This is a genomic window from Steroidobacter sp. (genome assembly GCF_036402275.1).
Taxonomy (GTDB): domain Bacteria; phylum Pseudomonadota; class Gammaproteobacteria; order Steroidobacterales; family Steroidobacteraceae; genus Steroidobacter.
In genome coordinates, this window is record NZ_DASWTF010000034.1 from 286,641 (window position 1) to 306,390 (window position 19,750).

Genomic DNA, 19,750 nt, shown 5'->3' on the forward strand with positions numbered 1-19,750 from the left:
TTCAATCGCCGGGGGCTACTTTCTTGTAGCCCGCCGGCACTTCGAACGCTTGCGGATCCACCGCCTTGTTGTTCACCGAAACCAGTTCGGTGCTCATCCCCATGAGAGACATGAGCCCACCAGGCAACTGCGCCGGCGGCATCGCCGCGGCTTCCGGTTGAGGCTGCTTTTTCTTTCCAAACATTCCGCCCAGCGCACCACCGAGCGCCTCGCCCAGACTTGCCGGTGACGCGGGTCGATTGCCCCCTGCAGCCTGCATTTCTTGGGTGCTTTGACATTGTGGACCTCCGACACCGAGGCCGAAGCTCAGCCTCACGGGATAGCCTTTGACATCGCGCATCTTGGTCGCGATCTCTCTCCACATCCCTTCATAGCCGCCGAACATGGATTCCGCGCGCTCAGCAAAATCGCGCGAACCCGCAGCGCCCAGTCCTAATTTCTCGGCGAATGCGAGCTGATATGCCTGCGCTTCAGCAGACGCGGTGAAATCGGGTGCGACCCACTGATCGAGCACCAGCCCGAAATCACAAACTTGTCCGGTGCTCTTGTCCTTGCACGACTGCGTGGCGAGTACTGTGACGCGCTCAGCCTGGTGGCCCGCGATGGTGGCCTTTTCGCCCGTACGTTGCACCTCGGACTTCGGCTCCGACCATTCGCACTGAGAGTCATCCACACCGGAAGTAGCACGTCTTTGCGAGGCTTGTGCTTCGCGCATTTGGCCCGTCACTTTTTCCATTTGCGCCCGCGTTTCGGCGAATGTGGTCTCGGTATAGGTTTTCTTCTTGTTGTTGACCGAGTACATCTTGTCTTCATCGAGCCGCACGATCTCGGTCGACTCGCCCAAGCCGCGCGCGAAGGTCCGCATCAAGCCCGAATGGAACTGTAGGTTGCTGTCGGTGCGCGCACGGTGACCGGAAATGGTGGTGGTCGTGGTGCCGCTCATGTTCGCCATGGACATCAGCCCCGCGCCATTGATGGACATCCGTTCTTCGATGGTCACATCCGCTTGCGCAGCGCAGCTGAGAATCGCGGCGATCGCGCCTGCCAGAAGGGCGCGTGTAGGAATAGTTCTGGTCGTTCGCGTTTGCATCGTAACCTCCACATCCAGGGCCAGCCGGCTGAAGTTACTAACGCAATCCTCCGCTCATTCCTGCCACTTTTGCAATCGCCGGCTCAGCGCCCGCCAGTGCGCTGCCGCAAACGCGCGTGCTTCGATTTCGTAGCTGTTATGCCAGTAGCCGTTCCTCGCCGACTCCTTCAAGTACTTCCAAATCGTCAACCTCCTCGGCTGCCACTGTCGCACCACATGGAAGTATTCGTGCAGCACCAGCTCCGGATCGTTCCAAAAATCCGCCGCCGATCCTCGGAGCAAGATCCGTCCTCTTCGCGTCGTCGCTCGCGCGCCTAAGTGCAGGCGTGCATAGAAGGAATGTTCGATCACTCGGATGTGATCTACGGATGCGCCGAAGATCTCGCGAAGCGCGATGGCGAGGTCAGAAGGAATAGTGGAGCGATGACCGAGCATGGCTTGCGGTATGGGGGCGCTTTTTTTGACAGAATCAAGCTGATTCAGGCGCACACGCCCATATACCCCACTATCGATGGACCGAAAGGGCTACTCCGAGCGTGACCAGGTCGCTTTTCGGGCGTTTGGCCCTTGCACCCACCTTGGGGAATGCCCATTATTGAGTTCCGAAGGAGCAGACTGTATGAACGCCATTCCTCCCCGCACCTAAGCCGATTCCGCCTGTTTGGCCGATGCCTCCATGGCATGCCTGACAGCATCCGCAATCATCTCCTTGATGTGAGCCTGCCTCTCCGGCCTCAGCTCGGTGCCCACCAGATCGGCGTAGATGTTCTTACGGCGCCAATCATTGAAGTCTGGCTCATCCAGGGCGTCCATGCTAAGCGTGTTACCCGTTTTCGCGTCCTGAGCTAGGGCTCTGCGTAAGCTCTCCGCGCCCTTGTCATCCTGACCCGCCCGGCAACAGTAACAGGCCATGTTGTAGTCGAGGCTTGCGTCATCGCGTTTGTAACAGTTGATGGATTTCTCCAGGGTTGCAATCGCGACATCCAACTCTCCGAGATCCGCGCGGCAAAGCGCCTCGAAGCTGTACGACCAAGCCTCGTGACGAGTGTCGCTGAGTTGTTTCGCGGCCTCACGGACCTTGCCTGCAGCCTTGATGGCATCCTGCAAGTACGCCTTCCTGGATTCCGCATAGTTGCTCCAGTCAGCCAAATTGTAGTGACGACATGCGGTCGCGGTCTCGAGCATCAACATCTTTGCATGATCCGCCGTGACTCGAGTCTGCTCCGTCAGTTCCGCGATCTGCTTCTTCAATGCCTCGACGATTCCGTTGACCGACGCGTGGGCCTGCTTTTCCGCCGTCGCTACCAGCGATTTCATATTGGTGATTCCGACAAAGGTAAGCGCAACTCCAAAGATGCCTACCACGGCGAGCGCAAGCTCGTAGACGAGCTTGGTGTGTTCGGCGCTCCTGTTCGCGGCTTCGATGGATGACTGAGCCAAGGCCGAGATCACCTCTACGTGATCTTGCGAGGCAGACTGCGGAACCGAGGATGGGGCTGGCATGGGCGCCGCCTGAGCCTGAACGGTAGCTGGCTGACGATCTGCCGGCGGATCCGAACGTGACGCCGAAGTTGCGTTGAGCAACAGTACAACCACGACAAGAATCAGCACCGAGCCAAACATGTGTGCTTTCGCCGAGGCGTTCATGACTTCTCCCTGCCAGTTTTAGTCGAACGTTCGCAAAATTCAGTCAAACTGTCGCTTGTTACTTCCCGATACAGAACGTCGTGAAGATCCGCCCCAACAAGTCATCCGGCGTGAACTCGCCAGTGATCTCACCGAGACATTGCTGAGCCTGGCGCAGCTCTTCGGCCATCAGCTCGCCGGCGCGTTTTTCCGTGAGCTGGCGCTGGGCTTCATTTAAATGAGTCGAGGCGCGGTTCAGGGCGTCGAGGTGGCGGCGGCGCGCGGAGATGGTGCTGGAGCCGGCGCCTTGGAAGCCCATGCATTCTTTTAAGTGTTCGCGAAGCAGATCCATGCCCTCGCCGGTCGTGGCGGATACGTGCAAGCGCGGGGGCTGCGACTGTTCGTAACGCGATCGGGCTTGTGCGATGTCGATTTTGTTCAGCACCACGCTGACCGGAATATCCGCCGGCAACCCGGCAAGTTCGGCGTGCATGCTTTCGTCGTCTAATGCCCGAGTGGCGTCGATCACATAAAGAATGCGATCGGCGCGATTCATCTCATTGCGGGCGCGGCGGATGCCTTCGGCTTCGACGACATCGGCGTCGTCGCGAAGGCCGGCGGTGTCGGCGACGTGGAGGGGCATGCCGTCGATGTGAATGCGTTCGCGCAGGACATCGCGCGTTGTGCCGGGAATGTCGGTCACGATGGCCGCTTCGTAGCCGGCGAGGCGATTCAGCAAGCTTGATTTGCCGGCGTTAGGACGACCGGCGATAACGACCGTCATTCCTTCGCGTAACAACGCGCCCTGCTGCGCCTTGGCAGTAATCTGTTCGCAAAGCTCGATGCAGCCAGCGATGCGCTCATGCAGAACAGTGTCGCCGAGGAAATCGACTTCCTCTTCGGGAAAGTCGATAGCGGCTTCGACGTGCATGCGAGTTTCCGTCACTGCTTCAGTGAGCGAATGTACGGCAACCGAGAATTCACCTTGCAGCGAGCGCAACGCCGCTCGCGCTGCCTGACTCGAGCCGCTGTCGATGAGATCGGCAATGGCTTCGGCTTGAGTCAGATCGATCTTGTCATTCAGGAAAGCGCGTTGAGTGAATTCACCTGGCTGCGCGACGCGCGCGCCGAGGCTGAGCACGCGAGCGAGCAACATATCCATGACGACGGGACCGCCATGGCCATGCAGCTCTAAAACATCTTCGCCAGTGAATGAATTCGGGCCAGGGAAATATAGGGCGAGGCCGCCATCGAGCATCTCGCCGTCGCCATCTCGAAAAATTCGTAACGCTGCGTGCCGAGGCTCGGGGACATCCCCGAGCACTTCGGTGGCGATGGTCGGTGCGAGGCTGCCCGAGACTCGCACCATCCCGACGCCACCGCGACCCGGCGGCGTCGCGATCGCCGCGATGGTGTCGGTGTCGCCGGGCCGGGTTGTCATCCGTTCAGCCCTTGTTCTTTGTATCTTCCGCCGCGACCAGCTTGTTGATGCGCCACTGCTGCGCGATCGACAGCAAGGTGTTGGTCAGCCAGTACAGCACCAGGCCCGCCGGGAACCAGGCCATGGTCACCGACATGATGATGGGCATGAACATGAAGATCTTGGCCTGCATCGGATCCGTGCTCGGCATCGGCTGCAGCTTGAACTGCGCGAACATCGCGCCGCCCATCAGGATCGGCAGGATGAAGAACGGATCGCGCGAAGACAGATCGGTGATCCAGCCGAGGAACGGCGCCTGCCGCATCTCGACGCTCTCCAGCAGCACCCAGTAGAAGGCGAGGAAGAACGGGATCTGGATCAGGATGGGCAAGCAACCGGCGAGCGGATTGATCTTCTCGCGCTTGTAGATTTCCATCATCTGCCGGCCGAGCTGCTCGCGGTCGTCCTTGTAACGTTCCTGAATGGCTTTGATGCGCGGGCCGAGGTTGCGCATCTTGGCCATCGAGCGGCCGCTGGCCGCGGTCAGCTTGTAGAAGGCGAGCTTGATCAGGAAGGTGACGATGATGATTGCCCAGCCCCAGTTGGCGACGACGCCGTACACCAGTTCGAGCAGCATGAACAGCGGCTGCGCGATGAAGGTCAACTTGCCGTAGTCGGCCACCAGTTGCAGTTTGGGGCCGGTGTTCTCCAACTGCTCCTGCAGCTTCGGACCGACGAACAAGGTCTCTTTAAATGTGTGCTTGCCGCCGGCGGGAGCCACTTCGAGCGGCCCGCGATAGGACAGCACGTAGTCGTTGTCGGAATCGAGATTGAGCTGGTAGTCGTAGGCCGCGCCAACTGGAGGCACCGCGGCAGCGACAAAGTGATGCTGAAGCGCCGCCATCCAGCCACCGGTGATGCTGGATTTGAAGGCGCGATCTTCTTCGTCTTCGATGTTCAGCTTGCGGTAGGCCTTGCCGTCGTAAATGGCCGGGCCGCGATAGGCGTAAGTCTCGACCTTGAAATATGAACGCTCGACGTGCTCGTAATGACGCACGATCTGCACATACGACGCCGCTTTGTAGTCAGTGCTCGACGTGTTCACTACGTCGTAGCTGAGATCGATGCGATAGCTGCCCGGCGTGAACTTATAGGTCTTCACGACGGTGACGCCCTGATCGTCGGTCCAGGTCAGCGGCACCAGCAGTTCTTTTTGACCCGCCGCCAACGTGTACTCGTTCGCGGCCGATTGGAAGATCGCCTGATGAGTCGGCTCGGCGCGCCCATCAGCAGCTCGCAAACCTGAACGGGCCACATACAGCGGCGGCTGCGGATTGAACAAGCGCACCGGAACATCGGGGCGATTCTTCTGGAGGGGATACTTCAGCAAGTCGGCGCGAATCAGTTCGCCGCCGCGGGTGCTGATGTCCAGCGACAGCACATCGGTCTGCACGCGAATGACGGCCGCATTGCCAGCAGCTGGTTCGCTATTCGCGGAAGGCGCTGACGTCGGAGGGGACGGAGCATCGGTTGTGGCCGATGGCAGATCCGGCAATGTTTCATTGGCGGGCGGCGCGGTGCTGCCGTTCGCCGACTGCGTTTGCGCCGTCGGAGCGGGGGCCACTGGCGCAGGAGCGTAGTCCTTCTGCCAGGTAATAAAGTTGAGGTACAGGACCAGCGCAAGCGCGGCCCATATGAATACGCGTTGGTTATCCATGAGGAACCGGCTTGGTGTTCTCTGTCGGTGGCACCGGATCGTAGCCGCCTTCATGCCACGGGTGACAACGCATCAAGCGTCGCACCGTGAGATACGTCCCGCGAACCGCACCGTGTTGTTGCAAGGCTTGTTCGGCGTAGCAGGAACAGCTCGGGTAGAAGCGGCAGGTCGGCCCGAGCATGGGGCTGATTAAATAGCGATAAGCGCGAATCGCGGCGGTCAGCGTGGTTACTGTGGCGCGCATTGCTTCACGACCGTACGCCAATGCTTTTCCAGGCTGCGAACGAGGACAGCATTGTCCGCATCGCGAGCGCCGGAGCGCGCATTGACGACGATGTCCACCGCGGGCAGTTCATGCTGATGCTGACGAAACGATTCCCGAATCAGACGCTTGATGCGGTTTCTCCGCACAGCGTTCCCGATAGTGCGTGCGGCTATCGATAATCCAAGTCTTGGAATCGAGCCGCCGCTGTTACGAGTGAGGATCGCGAAGCAGGCGTCGGTGGAGCGGCGCGAGTCCCGGTAGACGCGATCGAATTCGGATTTATGCCGGAGACGTTGCGCCGGTTGAAACGGTCGAGCCGGGACTGGCAAGTCGAGAGTCGGACAGCTGCGAGCGCCGCTGTAAAGCCGACGCTCAGACCGTGAGGCGCTTGCGACCCTTGGCGCGACGACGGGCCAGCACCTGGCGGCCGGCGCGGGTAGCCATGCGCGCGCGGAAACCGTGAGTGCGCTGACGGTGAACTTTGCTCGGTTGATAAGTACGCTTCATGCGGGCATCTCGACGGTGTCTTTAACTTCGGCCTGGGCCGGAATTCGCGCTAAAACAAGTACATGCTGGCGCGCACAGAGGGGCGGCAAGACTACGCACCACCCCCTGCAGTGTCAAGCTCAACCTTGCGTTCCCGCGCACAAAATTCGCGGCCGCTGCCTGTGGATAACTGCCTGTCCAACGGTATAGACTCGCCGCCTCTCGCGTTGACCTGGCGCAGAACAATTCTTTCTTTTTGATGATCGTAGGGGACGAAACCGTGCAGGGTTCGTTGTGGCGCCGCTGTCTCGCGCAATTGGAAGTGGAATTGCCGGAGCAGCAGTTCAATACGTGGATCCGGCCTTTGCAGGCCGTCGAGGACGGACGCACGTTGCGCCTGCTGGCGCCGAACCGATTCGTCGTGGACTGGGTGAACGAGAATGTCGCCGGTCGGATTTCCGAGCTGGTCGATGCCGTGGGCGAGGAGCCCACGCCTGCCGTGGTGCTCGAGGTCGGTTCGCGGCCGGTCGCACCGGCCATGACGATCAATAATCACCAGCCGGCGTCAGCGCGTGCCGTTGCTTCGTCGCCCGCTCCAGTCCGCGATATCCCGACAGTTCTCGGCAGTCGGCTGAATCCTGATTTCACCTTCGCGAATTTCGTCGAGGGCAAGAGTAACCAGCTCGGCCGCGCCGCGGCTTTTCAGGTCGCCGAGAATCCCGGCCGTGCCTACAACCCGCTATTCATCTACGGCGGCGTGGGTCTGGGCAAGACTCACCTCATGCATGCCGTTGGCAACATGATCAAGGCTCGCAACGAGCGCGCCCGGGTTGCTTATGTGCACTCGGAACGGTTCGTCGGCGACATGGTGAAGGCGCTCCAGCACAACACCATCAACGACTTCAAAACGGCGTACCGCTCGCTCGACGCCCTGCTGATCGACGACATCCAGTTTTTCGCCGGCAAGGACCGCTCGCAGGAAGAGTTCTTCCACACCTTCAACGCGCTGTTCGAAGGCCAGCAGCAGATCATCCTGACCTGCGATCGCTATCCCAAGGAAGTCGACGGCCTGGAAGAGCGCCTCAAGTCGCGCTTCGGCTGGGGCCTGACGGTGGCCATCGAGCCGCCCGAGCTGGAAACCTGCGTGGCCATTCTGATGAGTAAGGCCGCTCAGACCCGCGTCGATCTGCCGGATGAAGTCGCGTTCTTCATCGCCAAGCGCATCCGCTCCAATGTCCGCGAGCTCGAGGGAGCTCTACGTCGCGTGGTCGCGAACTCGCAGTTCACCGGTCGCGCCATCACCATGGATTTCGCCAAAGAGGCGCTGCGCGATCTGCTGGCTCTGCAGGATCGCCTGGTCACCATCGAGAACATTCAGAAGACCGTCGCGGAATACTTCAAAATCCGCGTGGCTGATTTGCTGTCGAAGCGGCGCAGTCGCTCGATCGCCCGGCCGCGGCAAGTCGCGATGGCCCTGGCGAAGGAGCTGACCAGTCATAGCTTGCCGGAGATCGGCGATGCGTTCGGCGGTCGTGACCACACGACGGTGCTGCACGCGTGCCGGGTGATCAAAGAGTTGCGGGAGTCGAACACGCGGACCAGCGAGGACTACTCAAACCTGTTGAGAACCCTGGCTGGATGACTGTGGATAATTTGTGGTTTGTGCGTGGGCTTTATTTATCCACAACTACCGCACAGTTTCGATACAAGCTCCGTTTTAGTTCACAGATGAGTTTTGCTGGGCGTAAGCTGCTGATGAAACACCGGAAAAACGGGTTATACACAGACGACGCGGCCCTTCATAATCATCATAAATTCTTTAAATACTTAATCTCTAATTAAGATTGGTAAGGTGACCACGATGAAGTTCAGTGCTGAGCGGGAAAGCATCCTCGCGCCACTGCAGGCGGTAATCGGCGTTGTGGAACGCCGGCAGACCATGCCGATCCTGGCAAACGTCCTGATCGCGGGTCGCGGCGAGCAACTGTCCATCACGGCCACGGATCTGGAAGTGGAGCTCGTGGCCAAGGCCAACGTCACTCTGCAAACGCCGGGTGAGATCACGCTGCCAGGTCGCAAGCTGCTGGACATCATCAAGGCGCTGCCGGACAAGGCTCAGGTCACCATCTCGATCGAGGGCGAGCGCGCCACGGTCCGTTCGGGTAAGAGTCGCTTCACTCTGGCGACGCTGCCGGCCAGCGACTTCCCGACCGTGGAAGACATCCGGGCGCAAAAGGCGCTGCTGATCTCTCAATCGGCGCTGCGTCGCTTGCTCGACAAAACGCATTTCTCGATGGCTCAGCAGGACGTTCGTTACTACCTGAACGGCATGCTGCTCGAAGCTGACGGCAAGATCCTGCGAACGGTCGCGACCGACGGTCATCGGCTCTCCTATTGCGAAACCACGCTCGAGCACGAAGCTGGCGCGACCCAGCAGGTCATCGTGCCGCGCAAGGGCGTCCTGGAGCTGCAGCGCTTGCTGGCCGGCGAGGGGAATGTCGAGCTGGCAATTGGGACCAATCACGTTCGCGCCCAGATCGGCGACATTCGCTTCACGTCGAAGCTAATTGACGGTCGGTTCCCGGAATATGGTCGCGTGATCCCGAGCAATCCGACCAAGCGGATCAATGCCAATCGCGACGTCCTGCGCTCAGCGCTGCAACGCGCTGCCATTCTTTCGAATGAAAAGTACCGCGGGATACGCCTCGCGGTTCGCCCGGGGGTTTTGCTCCTGCAGTCCCACAACCCTGAGCAGGAAGAGGCCGAAGAGGAATTGGAGATCGACTACTCCGGCGACGAGCTGGAGATCGGCTTCAACGTGAATTACCTGCTGGATGCTCTGGCTGCAGTGGACGGCGGCGATGTCGTGCTCGGCCTCACCGACGCGAACAACAGCTGTCTGCTGAGCTCGGACGGGGCGCCGCAGGCCAAATACGTCGTCATGCCGATGAGGCTGTGACGATGACGAGCGGGCGCCGGTGCTGACTGCCATCACAGTCGACAACTTCCGTTGCATCGAACACGCCAGCCTCGACTTCGATTCGCGCTCGACCGGCATCATCGGTGACAACGCCTCCGGCAAGACCAGCTTGCTGGAGGCGATTTACTTTCTGGGCCATGGGCGCTCTTTCCGTAGCGCCCAGGCGGACAAGCTCAAACGGACCGGCACCCCCTTCTTTCGCGTTGTCGGTCGGCTGGCCACTCATCGCGGCATCCTGACCGCGGGACTCGAACACACCCAAGGCCGAACCCAAGGCCACCTCGCCGGACAAGGCATCTCGGGCATCGCCGACATCGCTGAAGTCCTCCCGCTGCAAATCATCGATCCCGGCGTACACCGATTGGTGGAAGAGGGGTCGGCTCGAAGACGGCGGCTGATGGACTGGGGAGTGTTTCACGTGAAACGTGAGTTCCTCGGTCATTGGCGCCGCTACCAGCGTGCACTGTCTCAACGCAACGCGGCACTCCGCACCTCGCACGGCGAGGAGCTGATCCATGCCTGGGAGCAAGACTTCGTGGCAGCCGGGATCGAGGTCGACCGGTTGCGAGCTTTCTATGTGGACGAGCTCCGGCCGCACTTCGAAGCGCTGGCGGCTCGCCTGGTTGGGCCGGGAACGGCGCTTACTTATAGAAGAGGCTGGCCCGCCGAGCTCGACTTGAGAGAGGCCCTTCGCGACTCCATCTCTAGGGACCTGCGCCTCAAGACCACGCATGTCGGTCCCCACCGCGCCGATCTAGGTTTCTCGATTGATGGGATCCCCGCCCGGGACCGTGTGTCCCGCGGTCAGCAGAAGATGCTGGCGGCGGCTTTCATCCTGTCTCAGCTCCAGTGCCACACCGCACTCGGGGCCACTCCGACGACCCTCATGTTGGACGATCCGGCGGCCGAGCTGGATGTGGATAACTTGGGGAAACTTCTTCTGGCGATCGCCGAGATACCGAGTCAGCTGATCGTCACCTCAGTGCACGAGCGCGGGCTGAGGGGCATCGAAATTGGCCGTAGGTTTCACGTGAAACAAGGCCATTTCGAGCCGATGGTATAATCCCGCAGCTCATTTTTCAGGCCGGACCATGACAGATAAAGACGTCTACGATTCAAGCAAAATCAAAGTCTTGAAGGGCCTCGACGCGGTCAGAAAGCGTCCCGGAATGTACATCGGTGACACCGATGACGGCACCGGTCTACATCACATGGTATTCGAGGTCGTGGACAACTCCGTCGACGAAGCTTTGGCGGGACATTGCTCACAAGTGATCGTCACCATCCATGCCGATCAGTCGGTCACCGTGTCCGATGACGGCCGTGGAATACCTGTGGATATCCATCCGGAGGAGGGTGTTTCGGCGGCGGAAGTCATCATGACCATCCTGCACGCCGGCGGTAAGTTCGACGATTCCTCCTACAAGGTTTCTGGCGGACTGCACGGCGTGGGTGTGTCGGTAGTGAACGCCCTATCCGAGTACCTGCTGCTCACGATTCACAAGGAAGGCCGCCTGTACCAACAGGAGTACCGCCTGGGCGAGCCCCAAGCGCCGCTGGCCGAGATCGGCACCACGCAGAAGCGCGGCACGATCATTCGCTTCAAACCCAGCGCCGGCACCTTCACCAACATCGAGTTCGACTACAGCATTCTGGCCAAGCGCCTGCGGGAGCTGTCGTTCCTCAACTCCGGTGTCCGTATCGAGCTGATCGACGAGCGCGACGACAAGCACGAGGTCTTCCATCACGAGGGTGGCATCAAGGAGTTCGTCCGCTACTTGAACCGCAATGCTCAGGCCATCCACGACACCATCATCTGGTTCCGCACCCAGGAAGGCCCTATCACGGTGGAGTTGGGCCTGCAGTGGAACGACTCCTACCAGGAGAGCATGAGCTGCTACACCAACAACATTCCTCAGAAGGACGGCGGCACGCATCTGGCCGGCTTCCGTAGCGCGTTGACCCGAACCCTCAATGCCTACATCGACAAGGAGTTCTCGGCCAAGGACAAGGTGGCCATGTCCGGCGACGACGCCCGCGAAGGTCTGACCGCGATCCTGTCCGTGAAGATGCCGGACCCGAAGTTCTCCTCGCAGACCAAGGACAAGCTGGTCTCGTCCGAGATCAAAGGCATCGTCGAGTCGGCGGTGGGTGCGAAGCTGGAAGAGTTCTTGATGGAACACCCCCCGCAGGCCAAAGCCGTCGCGAACAAGGTGCTGGAAGCAGCCCGTGCTCGCGAGGCGGCCCGCAAGGCCCGCGAAATGACTCGTCGCAAAGGTGCTCTGGATCTGGCCGGCCTGCCCGGCAAGCTGGCGGACTGCCAGGAGAAGGATCCGGCGCTTTCCGAGATGTTCCTGGTCGAGGGTGACTCCGCCGGTGGCTCGGCGAAGCAGGGCAGAGATCGGCGCACTCAGGCCATCCTGCCGTTGAAGGGCAAGATCCTTAACGTCGAGAAGGCGCGCTTCGACAAGATGCTGTCGTCGGCGGAGGTCGGCACGCTGATCACCGCGCTGGGCTGCGGAATCGGCGCGGACGACTTCGACGTCAACAAGCTCCGTTACCATCGCATCATCGTCATGACCGACGCGGACGTGGACGGCTCGCACATCCGCACCCTGCTGCTCACCTTCTTCTACCGGCAGATGCCACAGCTGATCGAGCGAGGGCACATCTATATCGCCCAGCCGCCGCTGTTCAAACTGAAGAAGGGCAAGTCCGAGCACTACGTGAAGGACGAGGCCGAGCTCGATTCGATGCTGCTGACCCACGCTCTCGAGGATGCGCAGCTGTACGCCGATCCCGCGCAGCCGCCGATGACCGGCTCCGCACTGGAGACTCTGGCTCGCCGCTGGATGGAAGTGTCCGCGATCATCAAGCGGTCTTCGCGCCGCTACGATCAGCGCGTGCTGGAGCAGCTGCTCTACATGCCCGAAGTTACTCCAGCGAACCACGACCAGCTCGACTGGTTGACTCAGTGGGGCCGCACCTTCGAGACCCAGCTGAACTCCCACGACGATGCCGCTCGCAAGTACCGCGTGCGGGTGATGGCTGCCGTCGATGGTGGAACGCCGCGACTGCTAGTTGCCCGAACCGAGCACGGCATTACTCAGGAGAAGCACATCCACCGCGAGTTCTTCGAGTCGGCCGAGTATCGGAGCATCGCGGATCTGGCGGCGACTCTGGGCGGCTTGCTCAAGCCGGGCGCCTACATTGCGAAGAATGACAGCAAGCAGGAGATCAGCAGCCTCAAGCAGGCGATCAACTGGTTGATGGAGTCCGGGCGCAAAGGGCAGACGATCCAGCGCTACAAAGGTCTGGGCGAGATGAACCCGGAGCAGTTGTGGGACACGACCATCAATCCGGAGACGCGCCGCTTGATCCAGGTTCGAATCGAGGACGCGCTGGCCGCGAACGACATCTTCGCCACCCTGATGGGCGACCAGGTCGAGCCCCGGCGTGAGTTCATCGAGAAGAACGCGTTGGCGGTGGCCAACCTCGACGTTTAGTTTTATCTAACGATAGGCGGCGGAACAGCGCGGTTCCGCCGCCTGATTTTCAACCGAAGATCAATGATTAGCCGGCCGGAGCGGTGCTCCGGAGGGCTCTGACACGCCGTTACCGTTGGTCGGCGTCAGCGTCGCGAGCTTTTTCTCGATCCAAGCCCGCACTTCTTCATTCAATTCCCGCGGATCCCGGCCAACGGCATCGATGGGTGGCCCGATGACGACCCGAATGGTGCCCGGCTTTTTCACCCAGCCGCGGCGAGGCCAGAAGTAACCAGCATTGTGAGCGACGGGAATGATCTTGCAGCCCGCCTTCGATGCCAGCAGTGAGCCGCTCACGCCGTACTTGCGAGTCTCACCGACGGCGACGCGCGTACCCTCGGGGAATATCAGAACCCACAGTCCTTCCTGCAGACGTTGTTTGCCTTGCTCGACCACTTGGGTCACGGCAGTCGCGCCGGCCTTGCGATTGATGGCGATGGGCTTGAGACATTTCACCGCCCAGCCGACCAGCGGAATCCACATCAGCTCGCGTTTCAGCACCCAGGCTTGCGGCGGGAAAACGGCGGCCTGCGCGATGGTTTCCCACGCCGAGGAATGTTTCCACATCGACACGTGCGCGCCGGGCGGAATGTTTTCTGCGCCCTCGACCGTATAAGTGAGATTGCACAGCTTCGCGAGCAACCACATGTTCACGCGGCCCCAGCTGCGCGCGATGCCGTACAGCTTCAGGCTGGGTAACCAGCCAAACGCCAGCACCACCACTGCGTACAGCAATGTCCCAGCAAACAGCGCAGTGGTGAATATAACCGACCTCAACAGCTGCATTTAGACGTCCCGTTCTAGCCCGGCAGTCGCGACAGATCTGCCACCTGCAAGAACAATCCCCGCAGGCGCACCAGCAAGCCTAATCGATTGGCCCGGACATCCGGATCGTCGGCCATGACCATCACCGAATCGAAAAAGCGATCCACATCGTCCTTCAAGGTCGCGAGCTGAGTCAGGGCGCCGGTGTACTCACGCCGTGAGAACAGCGGGTTGACCGCGCGCTCCATGGAAACAACGTGATCGAACAGCTGGCGTTCCGCCGGCTCCTGCAATCGTCCCGTTTCCACGGCCCCGGACAGATCGCCGGTCGCCTTGCGGAGAATGTTGGCGATGCGCTTGTTCGCAGCCGCCAGGCTGGCAGCTTCAGGCAGCGCGAGAAATCCTTCCAACGCCTGCAGGCGGACGTCGATGTCGATAGGCGAACTCGGCTTGCTGCCGAGCACGGCATCGAACATCTCCGTGGTCACCGCGCGAGCGGCGGTCTCTTCCAGATAAGAAGAGCGCAGTCGTTCCATGAGATAGCCCCAGATTTCCTCGCCCACCGTATCCGCGGCCGCGACCGGTTGCAGCGAGACGGCGCCATCCACCAGGCGACGCAGATCCAGATCCAGCTTGTGCTCGATGATCGTGCGCAGGATGCCGAGCGCCGCGCGACGCAGGCCGTACGGGTCCTTCGTCCCCGAAGGCTTCTGCCCGATGCTGAAGATGCCCGCGATGGTGTCGAGTTTGTCCGCGATCGACAGTGCGATGCCGGTCTTCGTGGCTGGCAGCTTGTCGCCGGCGAATCGCGGCCAGTACTGTTCCTCGAGGGCGGTGGCGACTTCCGCATCCTCGCCATCGTGTTGGGCGTAGTACTTGCCCATGAGGCCCTGAAGCTCGGGAAACTCGCCGACCATGGCCGACAGCAAGTCACATTTGCTGAGCTTGGAAGCGCGACCGGCGAGATCGGCGTTGCCGCCGATGGTTTCAGCAATCCGCTGCGCCAGCGACGCCACGCGATTGCTCTTATCCGCAAGCGATCCCAGTTTGGCCTGGAACGTAACTGACTTGAGCGCAGCGTAACGGGCTTCGAGCCGTTCCTTTCTATCCGTGTCCCAGAAGAAGGATGCATCAGCCAGGCGCGGTCGAACCACGCGCTCATTGCCGTCGCGCACGCGATCCGGCTCGCGGCTCGCGATATTCGCGACAGTGATGAAATAGTTCATCAGCTTGCCGTCAGCCGAGCGCACCGGAAAGTAACGTTGGTTGTCCTGCATGGTCGCGATCGGCACTTCCTGCGGCAGACGCAGGAACTCTTCATCGAAGCGCCCCGACAACGGGACCGGCCATTCGACCAGCGCCGTGACTTCGTCGAGCAACCATTCTTCGATGACCGCCTGGCCGTTCAGCGAGTCGGCGATCGCGTTCACTTCCGCACGGATGCGCTCACGACGGGCCTGTACATCGGCAACGACGTGCGCCTTCTCTAACAACAGCTGCGCGTACTTGGCCGGGTTGGTGATGGCCAGCTGCTTCGGACCATGAAAGCGATGGCCCTGGGTATTTTTGCCGGCGGGGATGCCGAGAATCTCTGCCTCCACGACATTCGAACCGAACAGCATTACCACCCAATGAACGGGGCGGACGAACTCCTGCGCGCCCGCACCCCAACGCATGCGCCGCGCGATCGGCAGAGCATCGAGCGAACCCGTGACGATGGCGGGCAGGAGCGCAGTCGTCGCTTCTCCTTTCTTGGAGCCTTCGAACTGCAGCACCTTGCCTTTGGGGCCGTCGACCTGCAGCAGCTGATCGACGGTTACGCCGCACGACGCCGCGAATCCCAGCGCAGCCTTGGTGGGCTGACCATCGGGACCGAAGGCATTGGCGACGGCCGGGCCCTGACGTTTGATCTGTTGATCCGGCTGCTGATCCGCCACGCCCGCCACGTACACGGCGAGGCGACGCGGGGTCGCAAACCATTTCACTTCCCCGTGCGTGACGGCGGCCGCGTCGAGGCCCTTGGTCACGCCGTCTGCAAATGCGGCGGCCAGAGTGAACAAAGATTTCGGCGGCAGCTCTTCGGTGCCGATCTCGACCAGAAAGTCACGTTTGCTCATGAGCTCAAGCTTCCGCGGCCACGCGATTCAGCATCGGGAATCCCAAAGCTTCGCGCGTCTTGTAATAGGTTTCGGCAACTTCTTTGGCGAGCGCGCGCACGCGCAGGATGAAGCGCTGGCGTTCAGTCACTGAAATCGCCTTGCGCGCATCCAGCAAATTGAACGTGTGCGACGTCTTCAGCATCTGCTCATACGCAGGCAGCGCCAGTCCGCTCTCGAGCAACTTCTTGCACGCAGCTTCGTGATCGTCGAAGTGCCGGAACAGCAGCGCGGTGTCGGCGAGCTCGAAGTTATATTTGGACTGCTCCACTTCGTTTTGGTGATAAACGTCGCCGTAGGTCACGCGACCCAGCGGCCCATCGGCCCACAACAGGTCGTAAACGCTCTGCACGCCTTGCAGATACATCGCGAGGCGTTCCAGACCGTAAGTGATCTCGCCCATCACCGGCTTGCAGTCCAGTCCGCCCACTTGCTGGAAATAAGTGAACTGCGTGACTTCCATGCCGTTCAACCAGATTTCCCAGCCCAGGCCCCAGGCGCCGAGAGTCGGCGATTCCCAGTTGTCTTCCACCAGCCGGATGTCGTGGGTGAGCGGGTCGAAGCCCAACGCGGCCAGCGAGCCGAGATACAGATCCACGATGTTCGAAGGCGACGGCTTCAACACTACTTGGAACTGGTAGTAGTGCTGCAGGCGGAACGGATTCTCGCCATAACGACCATCGGTCGGCCGGCGCGACGGCTGCACATAGGCCGCGCTCCACGGTTCCGGGCCGACGGCTCGTAGCAGCGTCCCGGTATGAAAAGTACCCGCGCCCATTTCCATGTCGTAGGGCTGCAGGATCACGCAACCCTGCTGCGACCAGTACGACTGGAGGGCGAAAATCAGGTCTTGAAAAGTCCGCGGTGGGACGACGGCTTTCGGTGCGGCCATCTCGAGTCCGGTTTGGTTAGTTGGGCGGGCGGAAAAGCGCGCGAGTATACCGTGCGGGTCCGCACCAGCGCCGATTGCCACACTTTGGGGCCCACTGCCGTATGCGTATGCACGCCTATGGTGCGCTCCATGTGCTATGTGCTCCAATTTGGGGCGCGGTTTTGTAGTGCTTTCGTGGCATTGCGATCAAAACCAAGCGTTTGCGCCATGACGGTGCGCTGGCATGCTTCCTGCAATTTCGGATCCTGCATTTTCAAGGCCTGAGCACGAATCATCTCAGCGGCCTCAACAACCTCCTGGCGTCGTAGCGGCGAGCGGCCCGGGACACCCCAATCTCGCTGTCTACCGGAGGAGAACTCATGACGACCCCCGCTGAAGTCCTCAGCACGATTAAAGAGAAGGAGGTCAAGTTCGTTGATCTGCGCTTCACGGACACTCGCGGCAAAGAGCAGCACGTGACCGTGCCTGCGCACACTGTCGACCAAAGCTTCTTCGATGACGGCAAGATGTTCGACGGCTCGTCCATCGCCGGCTGGAAAGGCATCAACGAGTCCGACATGGTGCTCATGCCCGATGTCAGCACCGCGATCCTGGATCCCTTCTTCGAAGAGACCACGCTGATCATCCGTTGCGACGTGCTCGAGCCCTCCACCATGCAGGGTTACGAGCGCGATCCGCGCTCGATCGCCAAGCGCGCCGAGGCGTACCTGAAGTCGACCGGCATCGGCGACAAGGCGCTGTTCGGCCCGGAAAACGAATTCTTTATTTTCGACGACGTGAAGTACGGCACCAACATGCAGGGGTCGTTCTTCGAGATCAATTCCGTCGAAGCGGCCTGGTCTTCGGGCAAGTCGTTCGAAGGCGGCAACATGGCGCACCGTCCGGGCGTGAAGGGCGGCTACTTCCCCGTGCCCCCGGTCGACGCCTTCCAGGACATCCGTTCGGCCATGTGTATGGCGCTCGAAGAGCTGGGCATGAAGGTCGAAGTGCACCACCACGAAGTGGCGACGGCCGGCCAGTGCGAGATCGGCGTGAACGCCAACACGCTGGTGCGCAAGGCTGACGAAGTGCAGATGCTGAAGTACGCGATCCACAACGTCGCGCACGCTTACGGCAAGACCGTGACTTTCATGCCGAAGCCGATCGTAGGCGACAACGGCAGCGGCATGCACGTGCACCAGTCGATTTCGAAGGACGGCAAGCCGCTGTTTGCGGGCGACAAGTACGCGGGACTGTCGGATCTCGCTCTTTATTACATCGGCGGCGTCATCAAGCACGCCAAGGCCATCAACGCGTTCACGAACGCGAGCACCAACAGCTACAAGCGCCTGGTGCCGCACTTCGAAGCGCCCGTGATGCTGGCGTACTCCGCCCGTAACCGTTCCGCCTCCATCCGTATTCCCTGGGTGGCGAACCCGAAGGGTCGTCGCATCGAAGTGCGCTTCCCGGACTCGACCGCGAATCCGTATCTCGCGTTCGCGGCCATGATGATGGCCGGCCTCGACGGCATTCAGAACAAGATCCATCCGGGCGAAGCCGCGGACAAGGATCTGTACGACCTGCCGCCGGAAGAAGCGAAGAACATTCCGGAAGTCTGCTACTCGCTGGAACAGGCGCTGCAGGCTCTGGACGCGGACCGCGGCTTCTTGAAGGCCGGTGGCGTGTTCACGGACGACGTGATCGACGCTTACATCGCGCTGAAGATGCAGGAAGTGACCAAGGTTCGTATGTCGACGCATCCGCTGGAGTTCGAGCTGTATTACAGCGTGTAACTACAGCAGTCAGCGGCGGTTAAGGTTTGGACGCCGGGTCTCGCGGCCCGGCGTTCAGCTCCCGACCAGCAAATTCGGGGACCTTGCGCCGATGAGTCTTTGCCAATGGTGACGGCGGTCACAAATGCGCCGTCGCCGCTTTTGTCAGGTCGAGGCGGAGCGGCTATGCTCATTACATATGCGTACGGCGCTTTATGTTCTCCTCGCACTGGCGGCACCGGCCTTCGCCGGCCAGACCGTTTACAAGTGGGTGGACGAAAAAGGCGTCACTCATTTCTCGGATCAGCCTGTAAGCGGGGCCGAGAAGGTCGAGCTCAGCGGTGGCGCGAATCGCTCCGCGGATTCCGCGCCTTCTTACACTCCGCCACCCCCGCCAGAGCCGGTGAAAAAGGGTCCGGCGTATTCGCGCTTCGTGGTCGAGAGCCCGCAGCAGGACGAAACATTCGTCAACACGGCTGGCGTCGTGAGTGTTCGGCTGGCTTCCTCGCCGCCGCTCGACGGCAATCATCTGGTTTCGTTGTATCTCGATGGCGCGCCGGTGAAGGACTTTCCTTCGCAGGGCACGAGCTACGAGTTTTCCGGCCTGTCGCGCGGTTCACATACCGTGAAGGCCGTCGTGTCCACGCTTCAGGGCATGAAGGTGCAGGAAACGCCGGCGGTTACGTTCCATGTGCGGCAAGAATCCGGGGCGCAACCTCCCGTGGGTCCGAACATGCGGCCAAACAAGCCGAAGCGCACCGCGGGCAACAAGCTGCCGACCGAACAGCCCACCTATGCCGCGCTGAACGGCAGCATGCCGAAGATCGATCCGCGCACCAATCGGCCGGTGAAATCCAAGCCGCAGACTCTGCCTGCCGGTCCCAAGGATACCGTCGGATCCAAGGATCCGAAGGACTCGACGCCTCCGCCGAACGCCGGCAAGTAACGTTTCTTCGCGCTCCCGCGCCGCCCGCCCGAGCGGTCGCGCCGTTCCTTCCATTGTGTCCCCGGGCACGGTGAAGGACGCTCATGGCCGCACAGCCCTCGCATCTAGTGG

Annotated in this window: 17 protein-coding genes; 6 read left to right on the top strand and 11 right to left on the bottom strand. The window is 61.0% G+C overall.

Translation table 11 applies throughout. The features are described 5' to 3' along the window. Window position 1 precedes the first annotated feature (1 nt). From VGD45_RS19045 to rpmH, 8 genes are all read right to left on the bottom strand, one after another. Window positions 2-1,090 (bottom strand): hypothetical protein, encoded by a 1,089-nt coding sequence (locus VGD45_RS19045; RefSeq protein ID WP_331156927.1) that lies wholly within the window; start codon window positions 1,088-1,090, stop codon window positions 2-4. A 54-nt stretch (window positions 1,091-1,144) separates the two neighbouring features. Continuing rightward, on the bottom strand, window positions 1,145-1,579 hold the full coding sequence (locus tag VGD45_RS19050; RefSeq protein WP_331156928.1) for an eCIS core domain-containing protein: 435 nt from the start codon (window positions 1,577-1,579) through the stop codon (window positions 1,145-1,147). Window positions 1,580-1,732: 153 nt separating this feature from the next. Next, window positions 1,733-2,737: a hypothetical protein gene (locus VGD45_RS19055; protein WP_331156929.1), complete on the bottom strand. Its 1,005-nt coding sequence runs from the start codon at window positions 2,735-2,737 to the stop codon at window positions 1,733-1,735. A 58-nt stretch (window positions 2,738-2,795) separates the two neighbouring features. Next, the gene (gene mnmE, locus VGD45_RS19060; protein ID WP_331156930.1) at window positions 2,796-4,157 is read right to left on the bottom strand and encodes a tRNA uridine-5-carboxymethylaminomethyl(34) synthesis GTPase MnmE; all 1,362 of its coding nucleotides are present in this window, start codon (window positions 4,155-4,157) and stop codon (window positions 2,796-2,798) included. A 4-nt stretch (window positions 4,158-4,161) separates the two neighbouring features. Further along, entirely contained in the window at window positions 4,162-5,853 is a 1,692-nt protein-coding gene (gene yidC / locus VGD45_RS19065; protein WP_331156931.1) for a membrane protein insertase YidC, read from the bottom strand. Then, window positions 5,846-6,097, bottom strand: coding sequence for a membrane protein insertion efficiency factor YidD (gene yidD, locus VGD45_RS19070; RefSeq protein ID WP_331156932.1), 252 nt, complete (start codon window positions 6,095-6,097; stop codon window positions 5,846-5,848). The genes yidC and yidD overlap by 8 nt, the downstream gene beginning before the upstream one ends. Further along, a complete protein-coding gene (rnpA, locus tag VGD45_RS34390; RefSeq protein ID WP_331156933.1) occupies window positions 6,082-6,447 on the bottom strand; it encodes a ribonuclease P protein component in 366 nt (121 codons plus the stop codon). The genes yidD and rnpA overlap by 16 nt, the downstream gene beginning before the upstream one ends. Before the next feature lie 43 nt (window positions 6,448-6,490). Continuing rightward, window positions 6,491-6,625 (bottom strand): 50S ribosomal protein L34, encoded by a 135-nt coding sequence (gene rpmH, locus VGD45_RS19080; protein WP_116811218.1) that lies wholly within the window; start codon window positions 6,623-6,625, stop codon window positions 6,491-6,493. Between the two features lie 238 nt (window positions 6,626-6,863). Between rpmH and dnaA the strand changes: the two genes are divergently transcribed. From dnaA to gyrB, 4 genes are all read left to right on the top strand, one after another. Then, on the top strand, window positions 6,864-8,246 hold the full coding sequence (gene dnaA / locus VGD45_RS19085) for a chromosomal replication initiator protein DnaA (RefSeq protein ID WP_349263304.1): 1,383 nt from the start codon (window positions 6,864-6,866) through the stop codon (window positions 8,244-8,246). Window positions 8,247-8,465: 219 nt separating this feature from the next. Beyond that, a complete protein-coding gene (dnaN, locus tag VGD45_RS19090) occupies window positions 8,466-9,563 on the top strand; it encodes a DNA polymerase III subunit beta (protein WP_331156935.1) in 1,098 nt (365 codons plus the stop codon). Window positions 9,564-9,582: 19 nt separating this feature from the next. After that, window positions 9,583-10,647 (top strand): DNA replication/repair protein RecF, encoded by a 1,065-nt coding sequence (recF, locus tag VGD45_RS19095; RefSeq protein WP_331156936.1) that lies wholly within the window; start codon window positions 9,583-9,585, stop codon window positions 10,645-10,647. A 28-nt stretch (window positions 10,648-10,675) separates the two neighbouring features. Continuing rightward, the gene (gyrB, locus tag VGD45_RS19100) at window positions 10,676-13,090 is read left to right on the top strand and encodes a DNA topoisomerase (ATP-hydrolyzing) subunit B (protein ID WP_331156937.1); all 2,415 of its coding nucleotides are present in this window, start codon (window positions 10,676-10,678) and stop codon (window positions 13,088-13,090) included. Between the two features lie 60 nt (window positions 13,091-13,150). Here gyrB and VGD45_RS19105 read toward each other — a convergent pair whose 3' ends face one another. The 3 genes from VGD45_RS19105 to glyQ are packed head-to-tail and all read right to left on the bottom strand — an operon-like array spanning window position 13,151 to window position 16,942. Then, complete coding sequence (locus tag VGD45_RS19105; protein WP_331156938.1) at window positions 13,151-13,915, bottom strand: lysophospholipid acyltransferase family protein; 765 nt, start codon at window positions 13,913-13,915, stop codon at window positions 13,151-13,153. A 14-nt stretch (window positions 13,916-13,929) separates the two neighbouring features. Then, on the bottom strand, window positions 13,930-16,011 hold the full coding sequence (gene glyS, locus VGD45_RS19110) for a glycine--tRNA ligase subunit beta (protein ID WP_331156939.1): 2,082 nt from the start codon (window positions 16,009-16,011) through the stop codon (window positions 13,930-13,932). 4 nt (window positions 16,012-16,015) lie between these two features. Beyond that, on the bottom strand, window positions 16,016-16,942 hold the full coding sequence (glyQ, locus tag VGD45_RS19115) for a glycine--tRNA ligase subunit alpha (protein WP_331156940.1): 927 nt from the start codon (window positions 16,940-16,942) through the stop codon (window positions 16,016-16,018). Between the two features lie 359 nt (window positions 16,943-17,301). Between glyQ and glnA the strand changes: the two genes are divergently transcribed. Both glnA and VGD45_RS19125 read left to right on the top strand, forming a co-directional pair. Further along, entirely contained in the window at window positions 17,302-18,714 is a 1,413-nt protein-coding gene (gene glnA / locus VGD45_RS19120; RefSeq protein ID WP_331156941.1) for a glutamate--ammonia ligase, read from the top strand. 178 nt (window positions 18,715-18,892) lie between these two features. Next, on the top strand, window positions 18,893-19,639 hold the full coding sequence (locus VGD45_RS19125) for a DUF4124 domain-containing protein (protein WP_331156942.1): 747 nt from the start codon (window positions 18,893-18,895) through the stop codon (window positions 19,637-19,639). The last annotated feature ends 111 nt before the right edge of the window (window positions 19,640-19,750 follow it).